The 23,568-nt window shown below is 29.2% G+C and carries 25 protein-coding genes, 3 tRNA genes and 1 riboswitch; of the genes, 8 read left to right on the top strand and 20 right to left on the bottom strand.

From position 1 onward, the window contains the following. Nucleotides 1–61 precede the first annotated feature (61 nt). Nucleotides 62–1,081 (bottom strand): FKBP-type peptidyl-prolyl cis-trans isomerase, encoded by a 1,020-nt coding sequence (locus SY27_RS06140; RefSeq protein ID WP_152640712.1) that lies wholly within the window; start codon nt 1,079–1,081, stop codon nt 62–64. A gap of 76 nt (nt 1,082–1,157) precedes the next feature. Between SY27_RS06140 and SY27_RS06135 the strand changes: the two genes are divergently transcribed. Further along, nucleotides 1,158–1,547, top strand: a complete 390-nt coding sequence (locus SY27_RS06135) for an RNA-binding S4 domain-containing protein (RefSeq protein ID WP_045968190.1) — start codon at nt 1,158–1,160, stop codon at nt 1,545–1,547. A 68-nt stretch (nt 1,548–1,615) separates the two neighbouring features. Then, nucleotides 1,616–2,110 carry a phosphoribosyltransferase family protein gene (locus tag SY27_RS06130; RefSeq protein ID WP_045968188.1) on the top strand — a complete coding sequence of 165 codons (495 nt, stop codon included), beginning with the start codon at nt 1,616–1,618 and terminating at the stop codon, nt 2,108–2,110. On the opposite strand, the gene SY27_RS06125 is transcribed toward SY27_RS06130, so the two are convergent. Beyond that, nucleotides 2,102–2,617, bottom strand: coding sequence for a shikimate kinase (locus SY27_RS06125; protein ID WP_317236291.1), 516 nt, complete (start codon nt 2,615–2,617; stop codon nt 2,102–2,104). The genes SY27_RS06130 and SY27_RS06125 overlap by 9 nt on opposite strands. Nucleotides 2,618–2,746: 129 nt before the next feature. On the opposite strand from SY27_RS06125, the gene SY27_RS06120 reads away from it, so the two are divergent. The 4 genes from SY27_RS06120 (at nt 2,747) to SY27_RS06105 (ending at nt 3,833) form a co-directional block, all read left to right on the top strand. After that, nucleotides 2,747–2,819 (top strand) — tRNA-Lys (locus SY27_RS06120). Nucleotides 2,820–2,844: 25 nt separating this feature from the next. Further along, nucleotides 2,845–2,917 (top strand) — tRNA-Lys (locus SY27_RS06115). Between the two features lie 43 nt (nt 2,918–2,960). Then, nucleotides 2,961–3,042, top strand: a tRNA-Leu gene (locus tag SY27_RS06110). Nucleotides 3,043–3,332: 290 nt separating this feature from the next. Further along, the gene (locus SY27_RS06105) at nt 3,333–3,833 is read left to right on the top strand and encodes an ecotin (RefSeq protein WP_045968184.1); all 501 of its coding nucleotides are present in this window, start codon (nt 3,333–3,335) and stop codon (nt 3,831–3,833) included. 148 nt (nt 3,834–3,981) lie between these two features. Here SY27_RS06105 and SY27_RS06100 read toward each other — a convergent pair whose 3' ends face one another. The 6 genes from SY27_RS06100 to SY27_RS06075 all read right to left on the bottom strand — a co-directional run bounded on the left by SY27_RS06100 (nt 3,982) and on the right by SY27_RS06075 (nt 7,599). Beyond that, entirely contained in the window at nt 3,982–4,572 is a 591-nt protein-coding gene (locus tag SY27_RS06100) for a TetR/AcrR family transcriptional regulator (protein WP_045968182.1), read from the bottom strand. Between the two features lie 16 nt (nt 4,573–4,588). Further along, the gene (locus SY27_RS06095) at nt 4,589–5,335 is read right to left on the bottom strand and encodes a nitrile hydratase (protein ID WP_045968180.1); all 747 of its coding nucleotides are present in this window, start codon (nt 5,333–5,335) and stop codon (nt 4,589–4,591) included. 265 nt (nt 5,336–5,600) lie between these two features. Further along, nucleotides 5,601–6,128, bottom strand: coding sequence for a DUF4252 domain-containing protein (locus tag SY27_RS06090; RefSeq protein ID WP_045968179.1), 528 nt, complete (start codon nt 6,126–6,128; stop codon nt 5,601–5,603). Nucleotides 6,129–6,132: 4 nt separating this feature from the next. Continuing rightward, a complete protein-coding gene (locus tag SY27_RS06085) occupies nt 6,133–6,657 on the bottom strand; it encodes a DUF4252 domain-containing protein (protein ID WP_045968177.1) in 525 nt (174 codons plus the stop codon). Between the two features lie 8 nt (nt 6,658–6,665). Continuing rightward, nucleotides 6,666–7,103, bottom strand: coding sequence for a hypothetical protein (locus SY27_RS06080; RefSeq protein ID WP_045968175.1), 438 nt, complete (start codon nt 7,101–7,103; stop codon nt 6,666–6,668). Further along, nucleotides 7,084–7,599: an RNA polymerase sigma factor gene (locus SY27_RS06075; RefSeq protein WP_045968173.1), complete on the bottom strand. Its 516-nt coding sequence runs from the start codon at nt 7,597–7,599 to the stop codon at nt 7,084–7,086. Before SY27_RS06075 ends, SY27_RS06080 begins: the two co-directional genes overlap by 20 nt. A gap of 179 nt (nt 7,600–7,778) precedes the next feature. On the opposite strand from SY27_RS06075, the gene SY27_RS06070 reads away from it, so the two are divergent. Next, the gene (locus SY27_RS06070) at nt 7,779–9,212 is read left to right on the top strand and encodes a S41 family peptidase (RefSeq protein ID WP_045968171.1); all 1,434 of its coding nucleotides are present in this window, start codon (nt 7,779–7,781) and stop codon (nt 9,210–9,212) included. Nucleotides 9,213–9,285: 73 nt separating this feature from the next. On the opposite strand, the gene SY27_RS06065 is transcribed toward SY27_RS06070, so the two are convergent. The 6 genes from SY27_RS06065 to SY27_RS06040 form a co-directional block, all read right to left on the bottom strand. Next, a complete protein-coding gene (locus tag SY27_RS06065) occupies nt 9,286–10,272 on the bottom strand; it encodes a T9SS type A sorting domain-containing protein (RefSeq protein ID WP_045968169.1) in 987 nt (328 codons plus the stop codon). 26 nt (nt 10,273–10,298) lie between these two features. Next, nucleotides 10,299–11,261: a T9SS type A sorting domain-containing protein gene (locus tag SY27_RS06060; protein ID WP_045968167.1), complete on the bottom strand. Its 963-nt coding sequence runs from the start codon at nt 11,259–11,261 to the stop codon at nt 10,299–10,301. Between the two features lie 12 nt (nt 11,262–11,273). After that, nucleotides 11,274–12,563, bottom strand: a complete 1,290-nt coding sequence (locus SY27_RS06055) for a YncE family protein (protein WP_052705170.1) — start codon at nt 12,561–12,563, stop codon at nt 11,274–11,276. Between the two features lie 58 nt (nt 12,564–12,621). Continuing rightward, nucleotides 12,622–13,695, bottom strand: coding sequence for a YncE family protein (locus tag SY27_RS06050; RefSeq protein ID WP_045968165.1), 1,074 nt, complete (start codon nt 13,693–13,695; stop codon nt 12,622–12,624). A gap of 5 nt (nt 13,696–13,700) precedes the next feature. Further along, complete coding sequence (locus SY27_RS06045; protein ID WP_045968163.1) at nt 13,701–15,524, bottom strand: TonB-dependent siderophore receptor; 1,824 nt, start codon at nt 15,522–15,524, stop codon at nt 13,701–13,703. Nucleotides 15,525–15,628: 104 nt separating this feature from the next. Next, nucleotides 15,629–17,575 (bottom strand): TonB-dependent siderophore receptor, encoded by a 1,947-nt coding sequence (locus tag SY27_RS06040; RefSeq protein WP_045968161.1) that lies wholly within the window; start codon nt 17,573–17,575, stop codon nt 15,629–15,631. 77 nt (nt 17,576–17,652) lie between these two features. Further along, nucleotides 17,653–17,868, bottom strand: a riboswitch (cobalamin riboswitch). A gap of 62 nt (nt 17,869–17,930) precedes the next feature. Here SY27_RS06040 and SY27_RS06035 point away from each other — a divergent pair. Beyond that, nucleotides 17,931–18,455: an energy transducer TonB gene (locus tag SY27_RS06035; RefSeq protein ID WP_052705168.1), complete on the top strand. Its 525-nt coding sequence runs from the start codon at nt 17,931–17,933 to the stop codon at nt 18,453–18,455. Nucleotides 18,456–18,609: 154 nt separating this feature from the next. Here SY27_RS06035 and cobC read toward each other — a convergent pair whose 3' ends face one another. From cobC to SY27_RS06005, 6 genes are all read right to left on the bottom strand, one after another. Then, nucleotides 18,610–19,134, bottom strand: a complete 525-nt coding sequence (cobC, locus tag SY27_RS06030; RefSeq protein WP_045968159.1) for an alpha-ribazole phosphatase — start codon at nt 19,132–19,134, stop codon at nt 18,610–18,612. Next, the gene (locus tag SY27_RS06025) at nt 19,119–19,901 is read right to left on the bottom strand and encodes an adenosylcobinamide-GDP ribazoletransferase (protein WP_045968157.1); all 783 of its coding nucleotides are present in this window, start codon (nt 19,899–19,901) and stop codon (nt 19,119–19,121) included. Before SY27_RS06025 ends, cobC begins: the two co-directional genes overlap by 16 nt. A 7-nt stretch (nt 19,902–19,908) precedes the next feature. After that, nucleotides 19,909–21,585, bottom strand: coding sequence for a nicotinate-nucleotide--dimethylbenzimidazole phosphoribosyltransferase (cobT, locus tag SY27_RS06020; protein ID WP_045968155.1), 1,677 nt, complete (start codon nt 21,583–21,585; stop codon nt 19,909–19,911). Between the two features lie 231 nt (nt 21,586–21,816). Beyond that, nucleotides 21,817–22,464 carry a diphthine--ammonia ligase gene (locus SY27_RS06015; RefSeq protein ID WP_045968153.1) on the bottom strand — a complete coding sequence of 216 codons (648 nt, stop codon included), beginning with the start codon at nt 22,462–22,464 and terminating at the stop codon, nt 21,817–21,819. 5 nt (nt 22,465–22,469) lie between these two features. Then, a complete protein-coding gene (locus SY27_RS06010; protein WP_045968152.1) occupies nt 22,470–22,976 on the bottom strand; it encodes a bifunctional adenosylcobinamide kinase/adenosylcobinamide-phosphate guanylyltransferase in 507 nt (168 codons plus the stop codon). 182 nt (nt 22,977–23,158) lie between these two features. Beyond that, on the bottom strand, nt 23,159–23,521 hold the full coding sequence (locus SY27_RS06005) for a DUF5522 domain-containing protein (RefSeq protein WP_045968150.1): 363 nt from the start codon (nt 23,519–23,521) through the stop codon (nt 23,159–23,161). Nucleotides 23,522–23,568 lie beyond the last annotated feature (47 nt).

Here is a 23,568-nt window from a genome sequence, read left to right as displayed (position 1 = left end):
AAAACGCCCAACTTAAAGTTGGGCGTTTTTTATAACTTATTTTTATCTACTATCGAAAATATTAATGACAATTTCTGTCTAAATGCTTTCTCAATCTTGCTGGTGTAGTAAAATCATTAGAACAACTTGGAATTCCTTTTAATTCTGTTTCATCTTCAGGTGTAGTAGGATCATCAAGTACTATATTAAATGGATAATATTTCAACAATCCTGCCTCTCCTTCTGGTTTTTTAATCTCTGTTTTAGTAACAAAACCATCTCCATCATCATCTATATCAAGAAAATCTGGTATTCTATCTCCATCTGTATCATCATTAAAGTAATCATTATCATTATTCAAATCTTCATATACACTTAGCACTCTATCCCTATCATGATCATTTTTTTTAAGTTTATATAACTTTGTTTGAAAAGCAATTGGTTTATAAGCTCCAATACCTGCTCTTGGTGAACTAAAATAAGCTAATCCTGATGGAATAAAAACTAATACATTTCCATAATCAGACCATGTTAAAGTCCCATCTGACTCTAAAGTAGGTGCATTAGGAGACGTTTTAATTTTTGATAATATTTGTCTAAATCCAGAAATTGAAACTGGGTCAAACTGACCTAACTGAGGAAATGTAAACCATACTCCTTGATCATTTTGATCAAATATTTTATTTTCTAAATTCCACCCTTTATATCCCACAAGTGTTGAATCTACACTTTTTGGAAACTCTCCTCCTCCTTCATTCAAAACAATATAATATAATTTATAGTCTACATCATCTGGAAATCTTCCATCAGTAAAATTTGTTGTCCTTGCGTCGTTTTTAACTGTAACAGATTGTAAAGGGTAATCTAATTGATCCCATATAGAAACCTGTCCTGCATCAATACTATCTACTGTAGCATCCAAATCTGCATCAACAGTAAGATAAGTAGCTTTTAAATATGCTTCTATTTCAGCAATATTTTCATCATACACATCTTGTCTATTTCTTAACTCGATGGAAGAATTTGAACTATCATCTTTGTTACAAGAAATTACTAACATGGCTACCATGACAAAAAAACTACTCTTAAAAATATTCTTCATTTTCATAAATTTTGTGTTGCAAGATACAATTTTACTTTATTTTTGTATAAAAATTAACAATGATTTTTGATTAAAAATGAGAGTAGACAAATTTTTATGGTGCACCCGTTATTTTAAAACTAGAAACATTGCATCAGAAGCTATAAAAAAAGGACATGTATCCGTAAATGGGCAAGTTGCAAAAGCCTCAAGAGAAGTATATCCAACAGACAAAATTGTATTAAGAAAAGATCAGATTAATTATCAATTAACTATTTTAGATATTCCTCCTAGCAGAGTTGGAGCAAAACTTGTTGATATTTACAGAAAAGACACCACTCCAGATGAAGCTTTTGCTCATTTAGAATTACTTAAATTAAGTAAAGAATATTACAGAGCTAAAGGAGAAGGAAGACCTACGAAAAAAGACAGAAGAGATATTGATGATTATACAACTGAAAATGATTCTTCAACTGATTTTGAATAAAACATCATTGAAAAAAGTATATTTTCAAATAGCCCTTTCTTATTTAATTATAAAAACAATACAACAATATGCAAAATATCATTTTAAATCACCAAGAAATCCAGCATAAGATAAAAAGGATTAGCTATCAAATATTTGAAACTTTTGTTAATGAAAAAGAAATTATTATAGCTGGAATTTCAAAAAGCGGATATGTTTTAGCTGAAAAAATTTGTGAAGAATTAAGAATAATTTCAGATTTAGAAATAACACTTTGCGAAGTGAACATTAACAAACAGAATCCACAAGAAAAAATTACTACTTCAATTTCGAGTGAATTATATCAAAACAAAGGCTTAATTCTTGTAGATGATGTATTGAATTCTGGCACAACCTTAATTTACGGAGTAAAGCACTTTTTAGAAGTTCCTTTAAGTAAATTTAAAACCGCAGTGTTAGTTGATAGAAATCACAAAAAATATCCTGTAAAAGCCGATTTTAAAGGATTGTCTCTTTCTACATCTTTACAAGAACACATTCAAGTTGTTTTTGAAAAAGACAATAGCTATGTATATTTAAGTTAATCTCAAGATTATTTCATTTGTAATTTCTTCTATAGATTTTTCATCAATAGATATTATATACTTTGATTGCAAATAATAATAGCTTCTATCAAACAGATGCTTTCGTATGTAATCATCTAATTCATCTTTTGACAAACTAGCTATTAAGGGTCTATTCTTTTTTTCGTCTTCAAGCCTATTTGAAAGCGTTTTAATAGACCCTTTTAAGTAAAATGATACTATATCTTCATTTTTTAAAACTTCATGATTATTTGCATAGCATGGAGTTCCTCCACCAAGTGCCAAAATAAACGTATCATTATTCTGTATAAAATCTCTAAAAACCATACTCTCTTTCTTTCTAAAATAGATTTCTCCTTTTCTTTTAAAAATATTTTTCACAGTATCTTCTTCTCTATCTTCTATTATTTTATCAAGATCATAAAAGGGAATTCCTACATTTTTAGCAACTTCTTTACCAATTGTAGATTTACCTGATCCCATGTAACCAATTAAAACGATTTTCATAATATAAATAATTATCTAAAAACTAAGGAGTTAAAATATATTTTTAAAAAAAATGTAAATTTATGCAAAAAAATCCTTGGAAAATAAAATATACCCCTTATATTTGCACCCGCATTGAAGGAAATAAATGACTTGGTAGCTCAGTTGGTAGAGCACATCACTTTTAATGATGGGGTCCTGGGTTCGAGCCCCAGCCAGGTCACAATTTTTTTAACACTTCAAGCATAGACTTGGTAGCTCAGTTGGTAGAGCACATCACTTTTAATGATGGGGTCCTGGGTTCGAGCCCCAGCCAGGTCACAGAAAAAGTTAAGCAAAAAATGCTTAACTTTTTTTTATTTATGGCCATGTGGAGGAATTGGTAGACTCGCCATCTTGAGGGGGTGGTGTCGCAAGACGTATGGGTTCGAATCCCATCATGGTCACTTAAAGCTATATGGTAAGAAATACTGCCATATAGCTTTTTATTTATACGATAACAACCAACTACTTATATACTATTAGTTTTTATTTAAGTTTAAAACTCCGTAGAAGCAACTTAACAGTGTTCATAATCTTCACAATGTTAAGGATTGCATAAAACTAATTTCAGAACCAAATAAAACGGATAATTTTATCAACTAATTAGATTTAGATTCTTGTTAAAAAATACATCATATTTTCAAGTATAATAATTTCTGGCACAAATATTGAAATCAGTCATAAAAAAATAATTATGAAAGCACACAAACAAATCAGTTTCTTTTTTATCGTATTTTTATGTTTAAGTAGTATATCCGTTATAGGGCAATCATCCGTTTCTAAAGTTGACTTGTCTATTTATCCAAAACCTGAAAAAGGCTACAAACAAATGGTCATTGAAGTTCCTCATTCTAACAATGATGACGCTAAGAAAATAGAATTTACAGTTGGTAAATGGATAGAGGTTGATACATGTAACAAACATGGTCTTCAAGGATCTTTAGAACAGAAAGATTTAAAGGGCTGGGGATATTCTTATTATGTATTCAAATCAAATGGAAATAGTATATCGACTCAAATGGCTTGCCTAGACAGCAATAAAGTTGATCGATTTATTACTGCTCCACCTCAAATAACAAGATACAATGGCAGATCTCCTATTGTTATCTATGTTCCTGAAGGATTTGATGTACAGTTTAAAATATATAAAGCAGAAGCGGATATATATCAAGCTAGTGAAGTTATACGTAAATAAAATTACTTCTTAAAGCGTCAAAATAAAAAAATTATTCCATGATGAATAGCTAAAATAATTCAAGACCAGAGATCACTTCAACGGTTTTTTAAAGATTTCTAAAAGCGGGGTATCATAAAAAGATCCTTGTGTAAACATACAATCTTAACTATTTAAGATTATTTAAATAAGTTTTAAGTTCTTTTAAATAAGTATGGTAACACTCATCATTATTAGATATTTTACTCAAATTTCTGATACCCCAATAACTTGATAATACAAAATGAGCAACTTGCTTTGTATTTATATTATTACTTAAACAATTGCTTTTAATTGCCTCTTTTAAGGCATTTTCCATACTTTCCTGCCATTCTAATACAACTTCATTAAGCACTTTTGTGAATTCGGAATTCCAAGGTGTCATTTCTTGTACCAAATTTCCAATAGGACAACCATATTCAAATGTTAAAACTGGATTTTTTAATAAAAGTGATTTCATTACCAAATAGATTTCTTCAATTGGTTCTGAGGTGTTTTCTAATGGACGGATCAAAGAATTATACATCGTTGGTTTAACAATCTCATTGATAATGGAAATTCCCATTTCATCCTTTGTTTTGAAATGATAATAGAACGCTCCTTTAGTTACTTTTGTTGTGGCTATAATTTCATCTATACTTGTTGTTTGATATCCTTTTTTATAGATTAATTCAAATGCTTTTTCAAGTATTGTATATCTTGTATTTGATGCTTTTGTCATGAAAAAATATTAATAATTAAAAATTAGTATCTAATCTATTTTTATTCGCTAATTTATTAAATCCCATTTTATAAAGTATATCTGCTCTTGTATTTTCTTTATGTTTCAACTCTTCTATAGTTTGTATAATATCATCTTTAAAATCAATTCTTGAATATTTCTTATGAGTAGCTTTAATAAATTCATTTGGAAGTTGAAAATAATGAGACCCAATAACATCCATAGCAGCTCCTTTTGATAACAAATAAGCTTCATTTCCAAATTTCACTTTATCTACATTAGGATATAAATGCAAATCAATAGCTTTTTTTACAAGATTTGCATTATTAGTATCCATCCCATTTTTCAGAACAAAATTTTTAGCATAGTCTCCACCATAATTAGCAAAACATTGTTGACTGCAAATATGATTGTGTTTATCTGTTAATCCTGAATCGTGTAAAATAGAGGATATAAATAATAATTCATTGTCTGTTTTTATTCCTTCAGAAATTGCTATTCCTGCACTCCAAAAAAAAGTTCGATAACAATGTTTTAAAAGAATAGGATTATAGATATCATTTGCTTCCTCGATAGCTAACAGCGCTAATTTTGAATCTGGAATTGTCAAATCGTTAAAGTTAAATTTAGCATACGAATTCAACCCTAATTGAGTTAAAACTCTCTTTATATTTTCATTTAATGTAGACTTTATAAGTGAAATCTTAAATCTTGAAATTTCATTTTTATTCAAAATCCCTAATTGTGTAAAATTATCTTGCATTGCTTAATTGATTAGTTATTTTACAAAAATACACAAAACATACTAATTAGTATGTTTTGTGTATTAAAAATTAGTTAATATAAATCACTAACAAAGTGGACAATCTCGATACAAAATTTGGAGTTGATACTTAACTATATTTAAAAAACGGGTTCAACTATAAAAAGTTAAACCCGTTGAAATTCTGTTTACGTATAATTTGAAAATTATATTGACAATTACTTTTACTTTATTCCAATAAAAAAAGCCCAAAACTGGGCTTTTTTTATTTCAACATATTTTGCAATGCCTTAAATTCATCTAGCTTCACGTCTGATTTATTAATTAAGCTAATCAAGTTCATAATCCGCGTAGGATTCATATCATCACCTAAGATTCTAACTACTGCAAATCCGTTTTCTTTACTATTTGCAAATAGTACAAATTCATTAATCTTTTCTTCATCACCTACATAATAAAGCGCTCCTCCTTCACTTCCTGAACCTATCTTTAAAAGTTCTTGATATGCTTCATCTTTAAGTAATCCTTTAACTTTCTCTTTCTCTACATCATAAACTTTTACATTTAATGAATCTTTCTTAAAAGCCAAAATATTCATCTTTTCAAAAGAGCTTAGTGTTTCTTTATCTTTTTGAGACAATGTTAATTTCTCTGTATTAATTATTGAAGGTGTAACATCTAAAGAGATAAAGTTTGAAGATTCAGAGTTTTCTACGAAATATTTCTGTAAACTTCCTTTATTGTTACAACTAAACAATACAATTGCCATTATACCTAATATAATTTTTTTCATTTTTCTATTTTTTAGATGCTTTTTTCAATTCATTTCCTCCAGGAAGATTCATCTTCTCAGTTAATGCTGAAATTTCATCTAAGTTAAAATTCCCAGTTAAAGATAGAACAATTGCTTGATTTTCTTTATCTTCAGGAGATTCTATAAACATTAATAATTCTTTAACGATATTAGCTGAAGCTCCTGATTTTACATAAATATTAACTTTTTTTCCGCCATCACTAATTCTCATTAATTCTTCAAGAGGGTTTGATTTTAAATAGCTTGCAACAGTTCCTTTCATATCACTAGCTACTTTTACATTTCCTGTCATAAATACCTTTAAATTATCTAATTTTTTAACTAGTTCTATAAATTGCTTTTCGGTTCCTTTTGCATCAACTTCAATTTTCCCCATTAACTCAAACATCTTCTTGTTCACAATGATTGTTTTTACTACATCGCTATCTTCATATTTATCAAATGTTGATTGAGAAAATCCTACTGATGCAAACATCATAAATACTATACCTAAAATTATTTTTTTCATTTTCTTAATTATTTAAAAATTGTTTTTTTTGTTTTTTCATACTCTTTTAAGATGACAACACTTTCTACTCCGTTATTTACTTCTTCAGAAAGCATTTCGAGGGCTTTTTGTGTTTCTACAAATGCTTCTTCAGGATTAGTATATGTTCCTAAATCAACATCTGAGGAATTATTATAAAAATATCCCACTGTTCCAAAAAAAGCAACAATTACAGCAGCTACTCCTATCCACTTCCCATATGAATGCTTTCTAGATTGTAATGGTAGGGCTTTAGTATATTGTTGTTCTTTTTGATTTTCGAAATAACAAAACAAAGGTTTATACTGAACCAAATGTGATGCTACTTCTTCAGAAGAAAAATAGGCCTTTAATTGTTTCTCTTCTGCTATACTTGATGTACCTTCTAGGTACTTTTCTAATAATATTTCAACTAACTTTAATTCCATGATTGTGTTTTTCTAACAATTTCTCTCTTATCACTTTTCTAGCTCTTGAAAGAGCTACTCTAACTGTTGCTTCGTTCATATCTAATATGGATGCAATTTCACTAAATTCATATTCTTCTACATCTCTCATTTGAACGATAATTTTCTGTTGTTCTGGTAGTTCATCAATAATTTTCTCTACCCAATTCCAGCTATCTTTATCTTCTACTTGTTTATCAACTCCTGCTGAATTATCTCCATAATTACTATGTACTAATTGCAAATTTGATGCCCTTTTTGATTTTAACTGGTCTAAACAATAGTTCTTTGTAATTGTCATTGCCAAAGCTTCTACACTATTATATTTTAATAGACCATCATTTTTATTCCACAAACGAACTAATACTTCTTGAGTTGCATCTTCTGCTTCTTCAATACTTATTAACAACCTCTTTGCTATTCTAAAAATTTTATCTTTAAAAGGAGAAATGATATGTATAAACTCCTGTTGTTTCATTTTATTTAGTTGGTTTTAAATACAGACGAATGTAAATTAATTTTGTTACATTAAAAAATAAACCTATTTTTATTAATCAATACAATTTTCGGTCTAAAATGAGCTAAAGTCCTATAAATAAAAAGAAACGCTCATTATAATTTAATTATTTCAACCCAAATAATAAAAAACATTAACTAATGAAAAAAAGAATTTATTTATTATCTAGCCTATTTCTAGCGCTCTTTATTACTTTCAGTTGTAGTGATGATTTTGATGATAATCCGCAACGAACAAGTGTAAATGATTTTATTTGGAAAGGATTAAATCAATATTACTATTGGCTTGAAGATTCACCTGATTTGGTTGATAATCGTTTTTCAACAAATAGTGATTATCAAAATTTTTTAAATTCTTTTTCACCTCCAGAATCTTTATTTGAACATTTAGTGGTTGATAGACAGATTGATCGTTTTAGTGTTATTTTTTCAGATTATGACGCACTTGAACAAACTTTATCTGGAACACAAAAAAGTAATGGTGTTGACTATGAATTACGTTACAAAACAGGTAGCTCAACAGAATTATTTGGATGGGTGAGATATATTTTACCTAATTCTGATGCTGCTTCAAAAAACATACAAAGAGGAGATTTTTTCTACGCTGTAAATGGAACCTCATTAACTGTTGATAATTACCGCTCTCTTCTTAACAATGATACTTATACTTTGAATTTAGCTGATTATGATAATGGAAATATTACTTCAAATGGAAATACTGTTTCACTTACAAAAACTGCTTTTTCAGAAAATCCTGTATATTTAAAGAAAACATTTACTGTTGGAACTAAAAAAGTGGGGTATTTAATGTATAATGGTTTTTATTCTCAATATGAAACAGAATTAAATAATGCTTTTGGTTATTTTGCTTCAGAAGGAATTAGCCATTTAATATTAGATTTACGTTATAATTCTGGTGGTTCTGTAGATACTGCTACAAGACTTGCTAGTATGATAACTGGCCAGTTTAACAATGAAATATTTGGAAAACAACAATGGAATTATAAAATTCAAAATATATTTAATAATAATCCGGAAGAATTGTTAAATCGTTTTACAACTACTTTAGGTAACGGTTCGAGTATTCAGAGTTTAAATTTAGACAAATTGTATGTGTTGACCTCGAAAAGAACTGCATCTGCCAGTGAATTAATTATTAACGGATTAGCTCCGCACATAAACGTAGTACAAATAGGAGACGCTACAACAGGTAAAAATGTAGGTTCTATTACGCTTTATGATTCTCCAAATTTCAGAAAACAAAATGTAAATCCTAATCATCGTTATGCGATGCAACCTATTGTTTTAAAGATAGCAAATAAAAATAATTTTAGTGATTATACAAATGGGTTACAACCTAGTATTAGTCAATTAGAAGATTTAAATGATTTAGGTGTTCTTGGGGAAGAGAGTGATCCTTTGCTAAATACTGCTTTAAATTATGTAGATGTTAATGGTCGTTTTTCAATTAATCAGCCAGAACATACTTTCAAACATTTTGGAGATGTTAAATCCATACAACCTTTTGGTAATGAAATGTATTTAGAAAAGATGCCTGATTTTTTACTAAAATAATTCTACAATTATAAAAAAACGTCTATAACTTATAGCTATAGACGTTTTTTATGTTTAAAAAGTAAGATTGTTTTTAATTAACCATTATTCTTTTTGTTATTTTCTCATTATTTACAATAACTTCAAAAATATAAATTCCTGATTTTAAATCTGATACTATTATTTGATTGTAATTTCCTTTAGGTAGGTTTTTCACAATTCGTCCTGAAAGATCAAAAACAGTAATTGTTGTTTGTTGGTTAGAATTCATGTAAACAACATCATTTGCTGGATTTGGATACATTGAAAATTCAACAATATCCTCTTTTTCACTTTTAGACATTACTCTTAAACTAGAGCCTTGATTTATAACACCTACAGCATCTAAATCAAATCCACTTGAATTGAAAGGAGTTGTAAAGGGATCGTTTATTTTATTTCCAAAACTATCATAAGAAGCGTAAGCTGCATTTATACTTCCTACAACGTCAATAATTTTTACATGCGTAACATTATTTTTATCTAATAATGCATTATTTGGCACTTCTGACAAGTCAAATGGTGTACCATAATTTATTTTATATTTTCCTGCTAAATTATGAATATATCTACAATCAACAGATCCAAAACCTCCAATTTGAGTTGCTGTTTGTGTTTCACTATGAGATGGAAATCTAAAGAAATTAACCCCATCAGAGCTTACCTCAACAAATGCTAGTTCTAAAAAGGTATCCGAGAAGCTATTTTCAAAAACAGCAAAATCATAACCTGATCCATCAATAATTGGTTGTTCAAATGTAACAATTGCAGATCCACCATCTCCAAGACTTACTACACCTAATGTACTTCCACCTGGTGCCCCTAAAGCATCACTTGATGTTCCAAAAGAAGCTAATGGACTTGACGGATTTGAGATATCTTGTTTTCCTCTCACAATTGTTGCTCCTGTAGCCCAAGCTACTATGGAAGGGCTACTTGCAGCAATAGCTGTTGAGCCTGGTTGTCCTGCTGGAGGAGCATAAGATTGTCCATTTGAAATTGTTGCAACGCATAGCGTAATTAAAAGTAACGTTTTTTTCATTTTTTTTAAATTTATTTGGTTGTTTTTTATTGAATAATCATTTTCTTAATTTCTCTTTTATCATCAATTAATACTTCTATTAAATAACTTCCTGATGGCAAATTTGAAATATCTACAGTTGTATAATTTCCTTTTGGATAGCTTTTTATTTTTCTTCCATATAAATCATAAATTACAATAGCTGCTTGTTCTTCTAACTTTATGAATATAGTATTAGTTGCTGGATTCGGATAAATTGAAAATAAATGGAGATTAGATTCGTTCAATCCTAATGTTTTTTGATTTATTACACCAACTGCATCCAAGTCAAATCCTCCAGATTGAAAAGCTGTTGGATAAGAATCATTTATTGCATTGCCAAAGCTATCATAAGTAGCATATTGGGCTTCTATACTTCCAACTACATCGGTGATTTTAATATGAGTTATATTGTTTTTATCTAATAATGGGTTATTAGGTATTTCATTTAAATCAAATGGTGTTCCGTAATTTCCTTCATACTTTCCTGCTATATTATTGAGATATTCTGCGTGTGGAGTTTCAAAAGTTCCTATTTGAGTATTTGTTTGTGTTTGACTATGCGTTTGAAAACCAAAATAATTAACACCATCTGAACTTACTGTTACAATTGCTAATTCTAAATAACTAATACTTCCATTTTCAAAAACAGCAAAATCGAATCCGTTTCCATCAATTATGGGAACATCAAATGTAATAATTGCTTCTCCTCTATCTCCTAAACTAACAATAGCACCATTAGGCATTCCAATAGCATTTGAACTTTCACCTGCTGAAGCATATCCTAAAGTTGGATCAGATATTTTTTTATAACCTCTATTAACTTGGACTTCGGTTGCCCAAGCCACAAAAGAAGAATTATTTTTATGAATTGCTGTAGAACCAATTTGTCCATTTATTGGTGGATAAAGTTGCGAATAACTGTTTAATCCGATTAATAAAAGACTAGTTAAAAAAATAATTCTTCTCATTTTTATTTGTTTTTATTTAACAATCAGTTTTGATATTTGCTTTTTGTTTTCAGAGTTTATTTCTACAATATAAATTCCTTTCTCAAGGTTTGAAACATCAATTCCTGATGTATTATATAGTTGGGTTTTCACCACTTTCCCTGTTAAATCAAATATTTTAACAGCTACATTTTTATTTGAATTAATATAAAATGTTGTTGTTGCAGGATTTGGATATAGTGAAAAAGATGTATTTGCTAGATTATCTTCTAAACCAAGGCTACTTTCTTTAGATTTATAGAAATTATTTGGAATATTTTCAACTGTATTTGTAATTACAAAATCTCCTGTTACATTGTAAATATGAGCAAATCCTGTAGCCGCATATCCATTAGCATCTGCAACATATATTTTATCATCAATTAAATCTAATCCATAAATTCCTAAATAATCTGTTACTGGTGTTGTGATAAAAGAGGTTGTAGGTAATGTTGTGTTTGTAAATGGCATTTTAAAAATATCTGAACCAATTGTGTAGTATAAATTATCTGCATCAGCAATTAAATGTGATGGATGCGTAATATTATCAAATGGTAAATCACTTACTATACTATTATCTGTCAGGTCTATTTTTACTAGTTTCCCAGTAGTTTCTGTTTGTCCTGACCAACTTGGTAATCCACGACATAATACATATAAAAAATTATCTTTAACTATCATTGAGCTTGGAAGATCTCCAACTATAATTGAGGAAACATTTTGATTGCTTATTTCAACAACAGATATTGTTGTTCCATACCCATAACCTCCTTGATGTGCAACATAAAGTTTATCATTTATAACTTCTATTGTTTCAACACCTTCAGCCATTGGTATAGTAGATTCGACCAAATTAGTAGTTAAATTGATAACAGCTAAATAATCATCGGTAGTAACACTTCCATCTCCCCAACATGTTACATATCCTTTATTATTATGAAAAGCTATATATCGCGGATTAATTAATCCTTGATCTATCGTGGCTAAAACTTCAAACGTTTCATAGTTTACAACTTTTATAGCGCTTGACCCATTTAGAACAATATAAGCTTTATCATCAATAAAATTCATGCTCTGAGCAACATCTCCCAAAGGATCATTATTATTCGCTAGTCCAAAGATGTCACCTGTAACCTGATTATTGGTTGTCATAAAACTAACAGATGCTGCGTTGCTTCCATAATTTCCTTCATTTAGAACTAAAATACCGTCTAAGTAAGATTGAGAAAAACCAAGAAAACCAACTAAGAAAGTTATAAGAGATAAAATGTAATTTTTTTTCATTGTATATTAATTTAAAATTCCTTTAATACTATATTAAATAAGGATGTTGTTTGTTTTTTTAATTATTAAAATAAATTCCTGTTGGAGAAACTCCAACGCCAAAGCTGTTTATTAAAGTTCCTGTTAAAGAATAAACATGTAGTTTCCCATTAGAAGAATAATCATTAGCATCTCCTAAGTAAATTTTCCCATTATTAACGGCAAGACTATACACTCCATAAGCTCCTTGATTCACCGTATTAAACAATTCAGTTGTAGGTAATGAAGTATCATTAATTCCCATTTTATATATCTTAGAATCTACTGTGTAATAAAAATTATTTGATTCATGATACAAATTAGAAGGATGCACAATACCCGAAAAAACTTTTCTTTGAGTTGTATTATCTAATGTATTTATTATGACTAATTCTCCTGTTGTTTCTGCTGATACTATTGACCAACTTGGAATTCCTCCACATAAAACATATAGATTGGTTCCTATTAATTCTAAAGAATTTGGAATATCTCCAACAGGTATAGATGTAACATTATTATCTGATAAATTTACTACCGATACTGTATTCCCTTCTCCATAACCTCCTTTATGTGCTACATATAGTTTAGTTCCATTTGAAATAATACGTTCTGGACCTTCACTAACAGAAATTGTTGAAGAAACAGTGTAAGTATTTAAATCTATAACAGCAATATAATCATCTGTACTTGATCCACCATCTCCCCAATTTGTCACATATCCTTTACCATTTGAAAAAGCAATATATCTAGGATTACTTAATCCTGTTGTAATACTCGCAACATGCAACATTGTATAACGATTTACTACTTCAATTTTTTGAGAATTGTTTACCACTACAAATGCTAATTCATTATAAAATCCAATACTTTGTCCTGTATCTCCTAATGTAAGAGTTGAATTTATCGTATTGAAAACATTATTTCTTAATGTAGAAAGATCGTTTGATAGATAAGTAATTTCACTATTATCTGTATTGAAATTTCCTTCATTCAGAATTATTATTCCATTATCATAAGCACCTAGAGGTTCGTCTCTTAACTCATCGTCACTACTACAAGAGAAGAATAATGCTGTTAATAAAAATCCTAATAAATACAGTTTTTTTAATTTCATATTATTTAAAAGTTAAGGGTTAAGTTTATTGTATAATTTCGACCTGGCATTGGTCTTGAAAGTACATTTTGATATGGTTTATTTTCTAAGTTTAAAACTTGAAAAGAAATTATTCCTTTAATTTTTGTACCCATTGTATAATCTAAAGAAGCATTCGATAATCCATATTCTTTTAGAGTATAAAAATTATCCGAAGATGTAAATACTTTTCCATTAAAAACATAATTATAGTTCAGGTTAATTGATTTTACGTTTAATGTTAAACCTGTACTAAGTTTATGATAAGGAACATAAATAAGTTGTTTATCTGTTTGTTCATTTATAGATTCTGTGTATGCATAATTCCCATTGAATTGAAACAAACCAATTCTTGTTTTTTTCATCCAAGTCAATGCTGTTTCTACTCCATAAATTTTCACTTTATCTGTATTTATGGGTTGCCAAACTCCCGATGCATTTGGAACCCATCGTAACATATCTTTTAATTTAGTATAAAATGGAGAAAGTTTAATTTCAATTTCTTTAATTTTAAATATGTTATTAAGTTCATATTGTAAAGAGTGTTCTGGCTTTAAGTTGGGATTACCTAATCCTTCCCAATACAAATCATTGAATGAAGGAATTCTAAAATTTTTAGAAGAATTAATAGCAAGACTATAAAAAGAAGAAGGATTATATTTCACTCCTATTGAGTACAGTATAGGACTTTCATAATTAGAGGTTATTTCTGTCCTAACGCTTGCTTCATAATCTAGTTTCTTATCTATTTTATGAGTTAGTAAAAAACTAAATGATGTAATGTCTCTATTAATTTTTAAAACATTTGTTCCTTTTCCTGTGCTTTGTGTATGACTAACAATTGGATTAATCTTTATTTTAGAAGACACTTTATACACTAAATCATATTTAAAAACAGCGTTTTTTGCTTCTCCAAAGGAAAATAAATCACTATTTTTATTTTCAAAATATTTATATTTTTCAGTTAAAAATGCAAATTGAGTAGTAGAAATTATAGCATTATTTTCAAATTTCCATTCTATTAAATTTCTAGTATTAAAATCTTGATATTTACTCTTTGAAGGTGATGCTATTGTTCCTGAAAAAAAACGTTCTCCATCAAAAAAATGAGTTGCAAATTTTAGTATATTTTTCTCATTTATTTTATACCCAAATAAACTATTAAAGCTATTATTTTGATAGTTCCCATTCTCATTCTTTTTATTGTATCCAATATATTCATAGTCATTTTCCGATTCATTTCTTGAAAAATTTATATTCGCTGAAATCTTATCTGATCCAACATCTAATTTGCAATGTAATCCAAGAGTAGAATAACTTCCATAATTTAAACGCAATGTATTTGATATTCTATTTTCAAAGTTTAAATAGGAATTTAAATGAATTGTACCGCCAATTGCTCCACTTCCATAAATCACACTTCCACCACCTGTTCTAACTGAAATAGAGTTAAAATCGAAACTATTTATAGTGTTAAAATCTGTTTGACCGTTAAATTGTGAATTAATATTAATACCGTTCCAAATTACAGCCGTTTGTTGAGCAGTTGTTCCTCTAAACGAAGGAGAAGACACCATTCCTTTTCCATTTTCTTTAAAATAAATTGTGGTATTATTTCGTAAAAGATCTGTTAATGATGTGTTGTTCCGCTGTATAATACTATCTGATAAATTAAATATAGAATGAGCCAAAGAAAAGGTCTTCAATTTACTATCGATTAAGACTACCTCTTTCAATTTCACAATAGAATCTTGTTGCGAAAAAGCAATAGAAGTATAGATAAAAATGAATAAAACGAATATGAATTTCATAAAATCACTAATCTTTTTAAAACGATAAAGAAAGCATTCTTAACTAATTTGAAAATAAAAACAGAAACGCCTCTTTGTAATAAAGAAGCGTTTTATATTAATCTTTAAAATTGAAGATTTAAACCTAATTTGAAATTTCTTCCTCTTGTTGTAAATCCACTTACTTCAACAAAATCTTCATTAAATAAGTTGTTTACAGCTCCAAAAACAGAAAGTCTATTTGGTAAAATATCAAAAGATATATTTGTATGAATTAATTGATAAGAGCTTAAAACTACATTTTTAGAAGAAAAAGTAGCACTATCATAATATCTATCTGCTCTTTGGTCTACATACTGATATTGTGCATTCCACTGAATTCTTTTTGTAAAATTCACACCAATTGATGCATTAGCTTTATGCTTAGGTAGTCTAATATTTTCTTCTTCCGAAAATTGCAAGTATGTATAATTCCCTGTCAATTGTACATTTTTTATTGGAAAAATTGTAACATTAGTCTCAATCCCTTTTGTGTTTACTAACAAATCGTTATTAATATAATTTGAAGTAAAAGTGACCAGATTTGTATAAAAATCTACTCTGTTTTTTGATTCTCTATAAAAACCTACTGCATTAATAACTACTTTTTTATTTAGTAATTCCGTTTCAAAGCCTACTTCTACTGTTGTATTTTCTTCTGGTTTTAATTCTGAATTTCCATATTGAGAAAACAATTGATACAAAGAAGGTGTAATAAATGCTGTACTTAATGATGAGAGAATACGAACTGGTAAATTTTTAATTTTATAAGATGGATTAATATTATAAGTTAGATTTTCACCATAAACATTATGCATATTTAAACGCGCTCCTACATTAACATTTAATCCAAAATCAGAATTATATACAAATGTTGTATAAGGATCTATCATGTTAAATTTAGTGTTCTTATTTAAAACATTTACTGTATAAATAGACGAAGGAGTTGTTACATTATTCATATCCATAAATTGAAACTGACCTCCTAGAACAAAAAATAATTGCTTATTTATTACATATTTATTAAAAACATCAGCATTAAAATGACGTGATTTATAATCATAATTATTTAATGTTGAATTATATGCTGTATAACTATTATATAATCTTTCTAAATTTGAAAAACTACTATTTATGTGTAATTCACCTTTGTTATATTTATATATAGAATTCAAGCCTGTTCTGAATTGCTCACTTAAAAATGAATTTTTGTCTTCATCTGCAAACGAACCTGAATCATATTTATTCTTTATTTTATCATATCCAAAAAATGAAGAAATACTTAATTTATCAGTCAATTGATATCCTATTTTTTGTAAAGCATTTACTCTAGAAAAATGATCGATTTCAAAATTTTCTCCTAAAGCTTCACTCAAACCTGTAGTTTCTGTACTATTAAATGAAGTATATGATGTTAGCTTTTTTGAACCTGCACTAAATGAAAAACCTTGATTAAAATCTTGAGCAGAAGTTTTATCATCTTTTACAGAATTCATTGTTCCCAAATTAAAATAAGCTCCTCCAGAAATATTTTCCTTTCTTGCTTTTTTTAACGTAATATTTATCACTGCTGTTCCAGCATTTGAACCATAAAGCGTACTTGATGATCCTTTCATAACCTCAATACTATCTACTTGATCTACTGGCAATAATCTTAAATCATAGGTCATACTTGAACCCGAAGCATCTGTAACAGGAACGCCATCTATCATGATTAAAACTTGACGACTTCTTCCTCCACGAATGTAGTACTCAACATTCATTCCGTTACCTGTTTGATTTCCATTGATTTCAACACCTGCAACCTGATTTAAAACTGTTGCTACAGATTGCCCTTTTCGTCTTTGTAAATCATCCGCAGTAATTTTGTCTATAATTTTACCCGATTTTTCTTTGCTTTGAGCAAACTTAGTATCAGACACAACCACTTCATTTAACTGAGTTACCCTTAAAGAGTCCTTCTTTTCTTGTGCAAAAACAATACTCGTTAAGAATGTTGCACACACACTCCATTTAATAAACTTAATGTTCATTTTAGTTAATAATAGATTTTAATAAATAGGAAGAAAAGCATAGAATTTACCCATACTCAAACCTTTTTTCCCGAAAGTTTGTTACTAACGAATGTGGCAGGTCTCCTGGCTTGCGTCTTGTTATTCACCTTCCCAAGACATTGATAGAAATCAATTAACTCAGTGGTATGTAGATAATAACAAGCTTTGTAGCTTACAGTTGCGGGTACAGCTTAGGCATTAAACCTAATTCCCTTTTAATGTTGTTCTAAAAAAAGATTTTTAAAACAACAACCAAAATTCGAGTGCAAAAGTACATATATTTTAGCATATTACAAGATTTAATACTATTTTTGAAATTATATATATTTAAAATATGAAATCTGTATTTACATTTTTTGCGCTTTTATTAGTTTTAAATAGTTTTTCGCAAACTACAAACGAACCTGCTATTGACAGACATAATTCTGAGCCTGTTGTGGTTCAACCAACTGTTGTAGAAGTAAGTGATTTTGATGAAGATTTAATATTACCTTATGCTTTTATAGACAAAACACCATCTTTTGTAAATTGTAAATACACTACCGAAACTGAAAACAAAGCTTGCTTTCACGAAAAACTACAAGAACATATTAAAAAACATTTAAAATATCCTAAAGCTGCAAAACAAAATAAAGTTGAAGCAAAAGCAATTGTACAATTTGAAATTTCAAAAGAAGGAAATATTACCAATTTAAAAACTAAAATCAAAGCTACAAATCAAGATTTTTATACTCTTTTTGAAGAAGAAGCCATTAGAATTATATCAAAGCTTCCAAAATTCATTCCAGGTGAGCAAAAAGGCAAAATTGTAGCAGTGAGATATGCTTCAATAATTACTTTTAGTTTAACTGATAAATAAAATTTGTTTTTTTTATTCCTTTTTATAAAAAAGCTTTTCATTTCTTTTTCTTTTTCCTCATTTTACGCACCAAAATGATAAAACCAATAATCACATGAATAGCAATTATTGTATATAGTGCAGCCATAAATTCTTTTGAATCCGTATTCATATTTTAAAGTATTATTTTTATAATTTGTCCAAAGGTAACTTTATTTTGAAAAGCCTCTTTTAAAGGTAAATTTTGTTGGTAACATAAGAAACTTCTAATTACACCCGCATGCGTTACAATTGCGACTTTTTTGTGCTGTTGCTTTTTTAAATCTTCAATAAAAGAAAGTGTTCTTTCATATAGCATTTCAAAAGATTCTCCATTTGGCACTTGAACCGAAACAAAATCTTTCATCCAAGGGTTTAACTCTTCCTGAGGAATATCATTCCAATTTTTAAGTTCCCAATTACCAAAATCCATTTCCATTAAACGTTTGTCTTTTTCAATTTTTTCATTCGAAAGAAAATCAGCTAAAACGGTGCATCTTTTTAATGGACTTGAAATTACTTTCATTTCTTCAGAAGGAAGTTGGTCTTTTATTTCTTGAAACAAATGCTCAAATGGTTCTTGAATAGCCACATCGGCTTGACCATAACAAATGCCTTTTTCACAGACAGTTTCTGTATGTCGTATTAAATAAACTTCCATAAAATTACTATTGAAATATAAAAAACAACTTCACAAACTTGTTGAGTAGCACCCAAACAATCGCCTGTATAACCACCAATCCATTTTTTGAAATAACGCGCTAAATACCATCGAAAGATAAAAACAGGCAAAAGAACAAAAACAATCTTATAATTATAAAAAACAAAATACAGTAAAGGTAAAAATCCGAAAAAAGCAGTTCCAAAAACTTCTTTCCATGAATAACTCTTTGCAATGGGTTTGCTTTTACTTAATTCATCTTCACGAACATACTCATGAGTAAAAATAATGGTTGCTGCTGCCCAACGGCTTACAGCATGAGCCGCTATAAAAATTAAAAGAATTGTAACAATATTCGATTGAGCTGATAAAATTTCAACTAAAACACTATATTTTAAAACCAATAAAAGTAAAATTCCAATAGCTCCATAAGCACCAATTGCACTGTCCTTCATTATTTTCAGAATTTTCTCTTTGGTCCAGCCACCACCAAAACCATCACAAACATCTGCAAAACCGTCTTCGTGAAAAGCTCCTGTTGTTAAAACACTAGCAATCATACTCAGCAGTACAGCAATAGTGATGGGCAAAATTTGAGAAAAAGCAATAAATACAAGTCCTGAAAGCAAACCTACAACCCAACCAATCAAAGGAAAATAACGAGTAGCTTTGTTCAAATAATCAGGATCGTGTGTGATTTTTTTTGGGCAAGGAATTCTGGTATAAAACATCAGTGCTGTAAAAAATATATCGATTTCTTTTTTCATTTTTAATTTATTTATTACTTACACCTGAACTTTCAAAACTAGCCATTTCATTTAAAAAAACAATAGCCGATTGTATAATAGGAAAAGCAACCGCACAACCACTTCCCTCTCCTAATCGCATATTTAAATGTAAAACAGGTTCAATTTCTAAATAATCCAACAATGTTTTATGTGCTTTTTCTTCCGAACAATGACAAAAGATAGTATTAGCTTTTATTGCTGGCTTCTTTTTATAAGCAATTAAAAAGGCAACACTCGAAATGAATCCATCTACTAAAATGAGCATGTTATTTTGATACGCTTGCAACATTCCGCCTGCCATTTGTAAAATTTCAAATCCTCCAAAATGAGCTATAAGTTCTTCTAATTCATTTGAACCTGTATAATTTTGAATTGCTTTTGAAAGAATATTTATTTTGTTTTCTAATTTTTCATTAATAACGCCTGTTCCTTTTCCTACACACTCTTCAATTGAAAAAGAAGTTAAAACAGTCATTAAAACGGAAGCAGTTGAAGTATTCCCAATACCCATTTCACCAAAACCAATACAATTAGAACCTTTTTGATGAATCTCATTTACAACAGTAGCTCCGTTTTGAAAACACAACTCCATTTCCGTGTAACTCATAGCTGCCGTTTGCAAAAAAGATTGCGTGCCTTTGGCTACTTTTTTATTAATGAGGTTGATATTCGTTGGAAAATCATAATTCACTCCTGCATCCACTATTTCTAAAGCAATGTTGCTTTGCTTGCAGAAAACATTAATAGCTGCACCACCTTCCAAAAAGTTAGTTATCATTTGACGCGTTACTTCTTGTGGATAAGCACTTACACCGTGATTCGCAATTCCATGATCGGCAGCAAAAACAACAATATGTGGATTTTGAATTTGTGGTGTTTCCGTTTTAAAAGCCAATCCTATTTGTAACGCTAATTTTTCTAAAAGTCCTAAAGCACCTTCAGGTTTGGTTTTATGGTCTATTTTGTATTGTAATTTCTGAACTAAATCCTCACTTTTAAAAGTTGTTTCTTTTTCAATAGTAAAAGTTGTTTTAGTTACTTCTTGTATTTCTTTCACTTTAATTACATTAGCAACAGTTTTTTTCTCTTTCCAATGTAATTGTTGCAACATGGGTTGATTTCCATAATCTGTTGCGGGTTTTCCTATACAGAAATACCCTAAAGGTTCAATGTGTTCTGGAATATTTAAAATGCTTTTGAAATCGTAATAATTTAAAATAGAAACCCAACCCATAGAATAGCCTTGTTCGGTTAAAGACAACCATATATTTTGCGCAGCACAAACCGCACTAAACTTTATAGCTTCATTACTACCCACCGTTCCAATGGTAAATGAATCTAAAACAGAACGATCATACGCAATTACCATTCCGATAGGTGCTTCTTCTATAGCTTCTAGTTTTAATTTTAAATAGGACTCTTTTTGTGCTTCATCATCCGTTTCATTGGCAGCTTTTTCATGATAAGCCAAAAACAATGTTTTAATTTTCTTTTTAATAGTGTCCGATTCAATAATATAATAACGAGTAGCATCCGTTAAACCTACAGATGGTGCGTGATGACCAGCTTCAATGGCTTTTTCAAGCACTTCATTTGGCACTTTATCTGTTGTAAAATGACGCGTGTCTCTCCTTGAGGCTATTATTTCGTATAAATCTTTCATTATTATTTTTAAAGTCTTATTCTGAACGTTTGTCTATTTTAAATGTTCTCGATACATTTTTTATTCCATTACATTCCATAAAAAACACTCGAACTGACGTAGTCCTTGTTATAAAATTATCCAATTCACACAATCCACGTCACTTCGAGTGCGAAGCGTATCGAGAAGCTAATTCCGTACACGAAAATCAACAAAATCTGCGTGAACTATTATTTCTTATCAGTCTTTTATTTAATTTTCATCCCAAACTACAAAACAGTAATTCTCATAAGTTTTGACTTCAAATTTAGGCAATTGAATTTGGTTTCTAAATAATGGACAATTTATAACTAGGGTGTGAAATTCTCCATTTTCTCCGCAAGGATCAATTCCTTTTGCTTCTAATTCTAAAGCTAATTCTTTCGTTAGTATTTTCCCTAAATAGGTCTCTCCCATTTCTAAATTACAAGAAACAATCATCGTTTCAATTCCCGCATTGAGCATTTGATTCACTAATGCAATTCTATCTTGTTGCCACAAGGGTAAAAAAGCCTTCAAATTTGCTGTTTTACATACTTTTTCTTCCCATTCACGATGTGATTCTAAATCAATATCTCCAAAAACAACTCCTTCTATTTGATACTCTTCTTTAATTTTATGTAACGTAGCAATATAATTTTCTTCATATTGTGACCATGAAGCTGGAACAGCTACTAAAGGTACGTTTATTTGAGTGGCTTGCTGTTCTAAAATAGCCAATGGAATACCATGCGAACGTGATACTTTTCCATTTTCATTCATCATGTTTAATAAAACAGTTGGTTGTAAACCCTCTTTAACAGCTTGCATTAGAGCATAGCAACTATCTTTTCCTCCGCTCCAAGAACTTAAAACTTTCATATCTTTTATTTAATTGGCACAGGAATTCCTGAAACCATTAAAACTACTTTATCTGCTTTTTTAGCTAAATATTGGTTCATCCAACCTTGTAATTCAGTGAATTTCCTACCCACGTGTGTAGCTGCATGAACACCCATTCCTATTTCATTGGTTATAACAATTAAAGTAATATCTTCTTGTTGTAATACTAATTCAATTTCTTTTTTAGCCTGTTCTAAACACAATTCCACATCGTTTTTAGTATCTACAAAGAAATTAGTTAGCCAAAGCGTTACACAATCAATCAAAGCTACTTTTCCTGAAAAATCAATCTCGCTTAAGTGTTTTTCTTTTTCAATATTTATCCAATTTTCATCTCTATCTTTTTGATGACGATCAATTCGCTTTTGAAAATCTCCATCCCAGTTGCGCGCTGTTGCAACATACATTGGATTTTTTGATAAAGACATTGCTAAATCTTGTCCGTAACCGCTTTTTCCTGAGCGTTCTCCTCCTGTTATTAAATAAAACATTGAGTTAATTATTAATGGTTGATGATTGATTATTAATGGATTTGGATTGTGTAGACATTATTTTTTTAGTTTGATTATGTTTCTCATTAGTTTTAGAGTTACTCTTATTTATAAAAACAAGTTGCTATGTTTGTTTTTTTATATTGTCATTATTTACTAATTAATAATTCACCATTAAATAATTAATACGGACAATGTCTACAACCGTTAGCACAGCAACTACCTCTTTTTAAATGAAACCATTTGGTAAATACATAATTTCCATTTTCTAAATAATAATCTATATTTTCTACTAGATGAGTTGTTTTAGGCAAATCTTTTGCCTTATTAGTTAGGCTGTTTTCAGGTGTAATAGTTGCAACATATTCGTCTATTTTTTTAATTGTTGCTTGTTTTAAACAAACAGGACACAAACAATCTGCTATTTGATCCAATGAGAAAATAGGAGGCAATTCATTACACCAACATGAAATTTCTGTCGATGGATTGCCACAACCAAAGGGAATTTGGCAAACACTACATATTTTTTCTCTAACCGTATTCATTGCGTAAAGATACTATTTTTAAACTTTAATAAAATTGAAGCCTATAA

Source organism: Flavobacterium sp. 316 (assembly GCF_000967805.1).
GTDB classification, from domain to species: Bacteria; Bacteroidota; Bacteroidia; order Flavobacteriales; family Flavobacteriaceae; genus Flavobacterium; species Flavobacterium sediminilitoris.
Note: the sequence above shows the minus strand (reverse complement) of the source record. Positions and strands in the feature narration are given on the sequence as shown.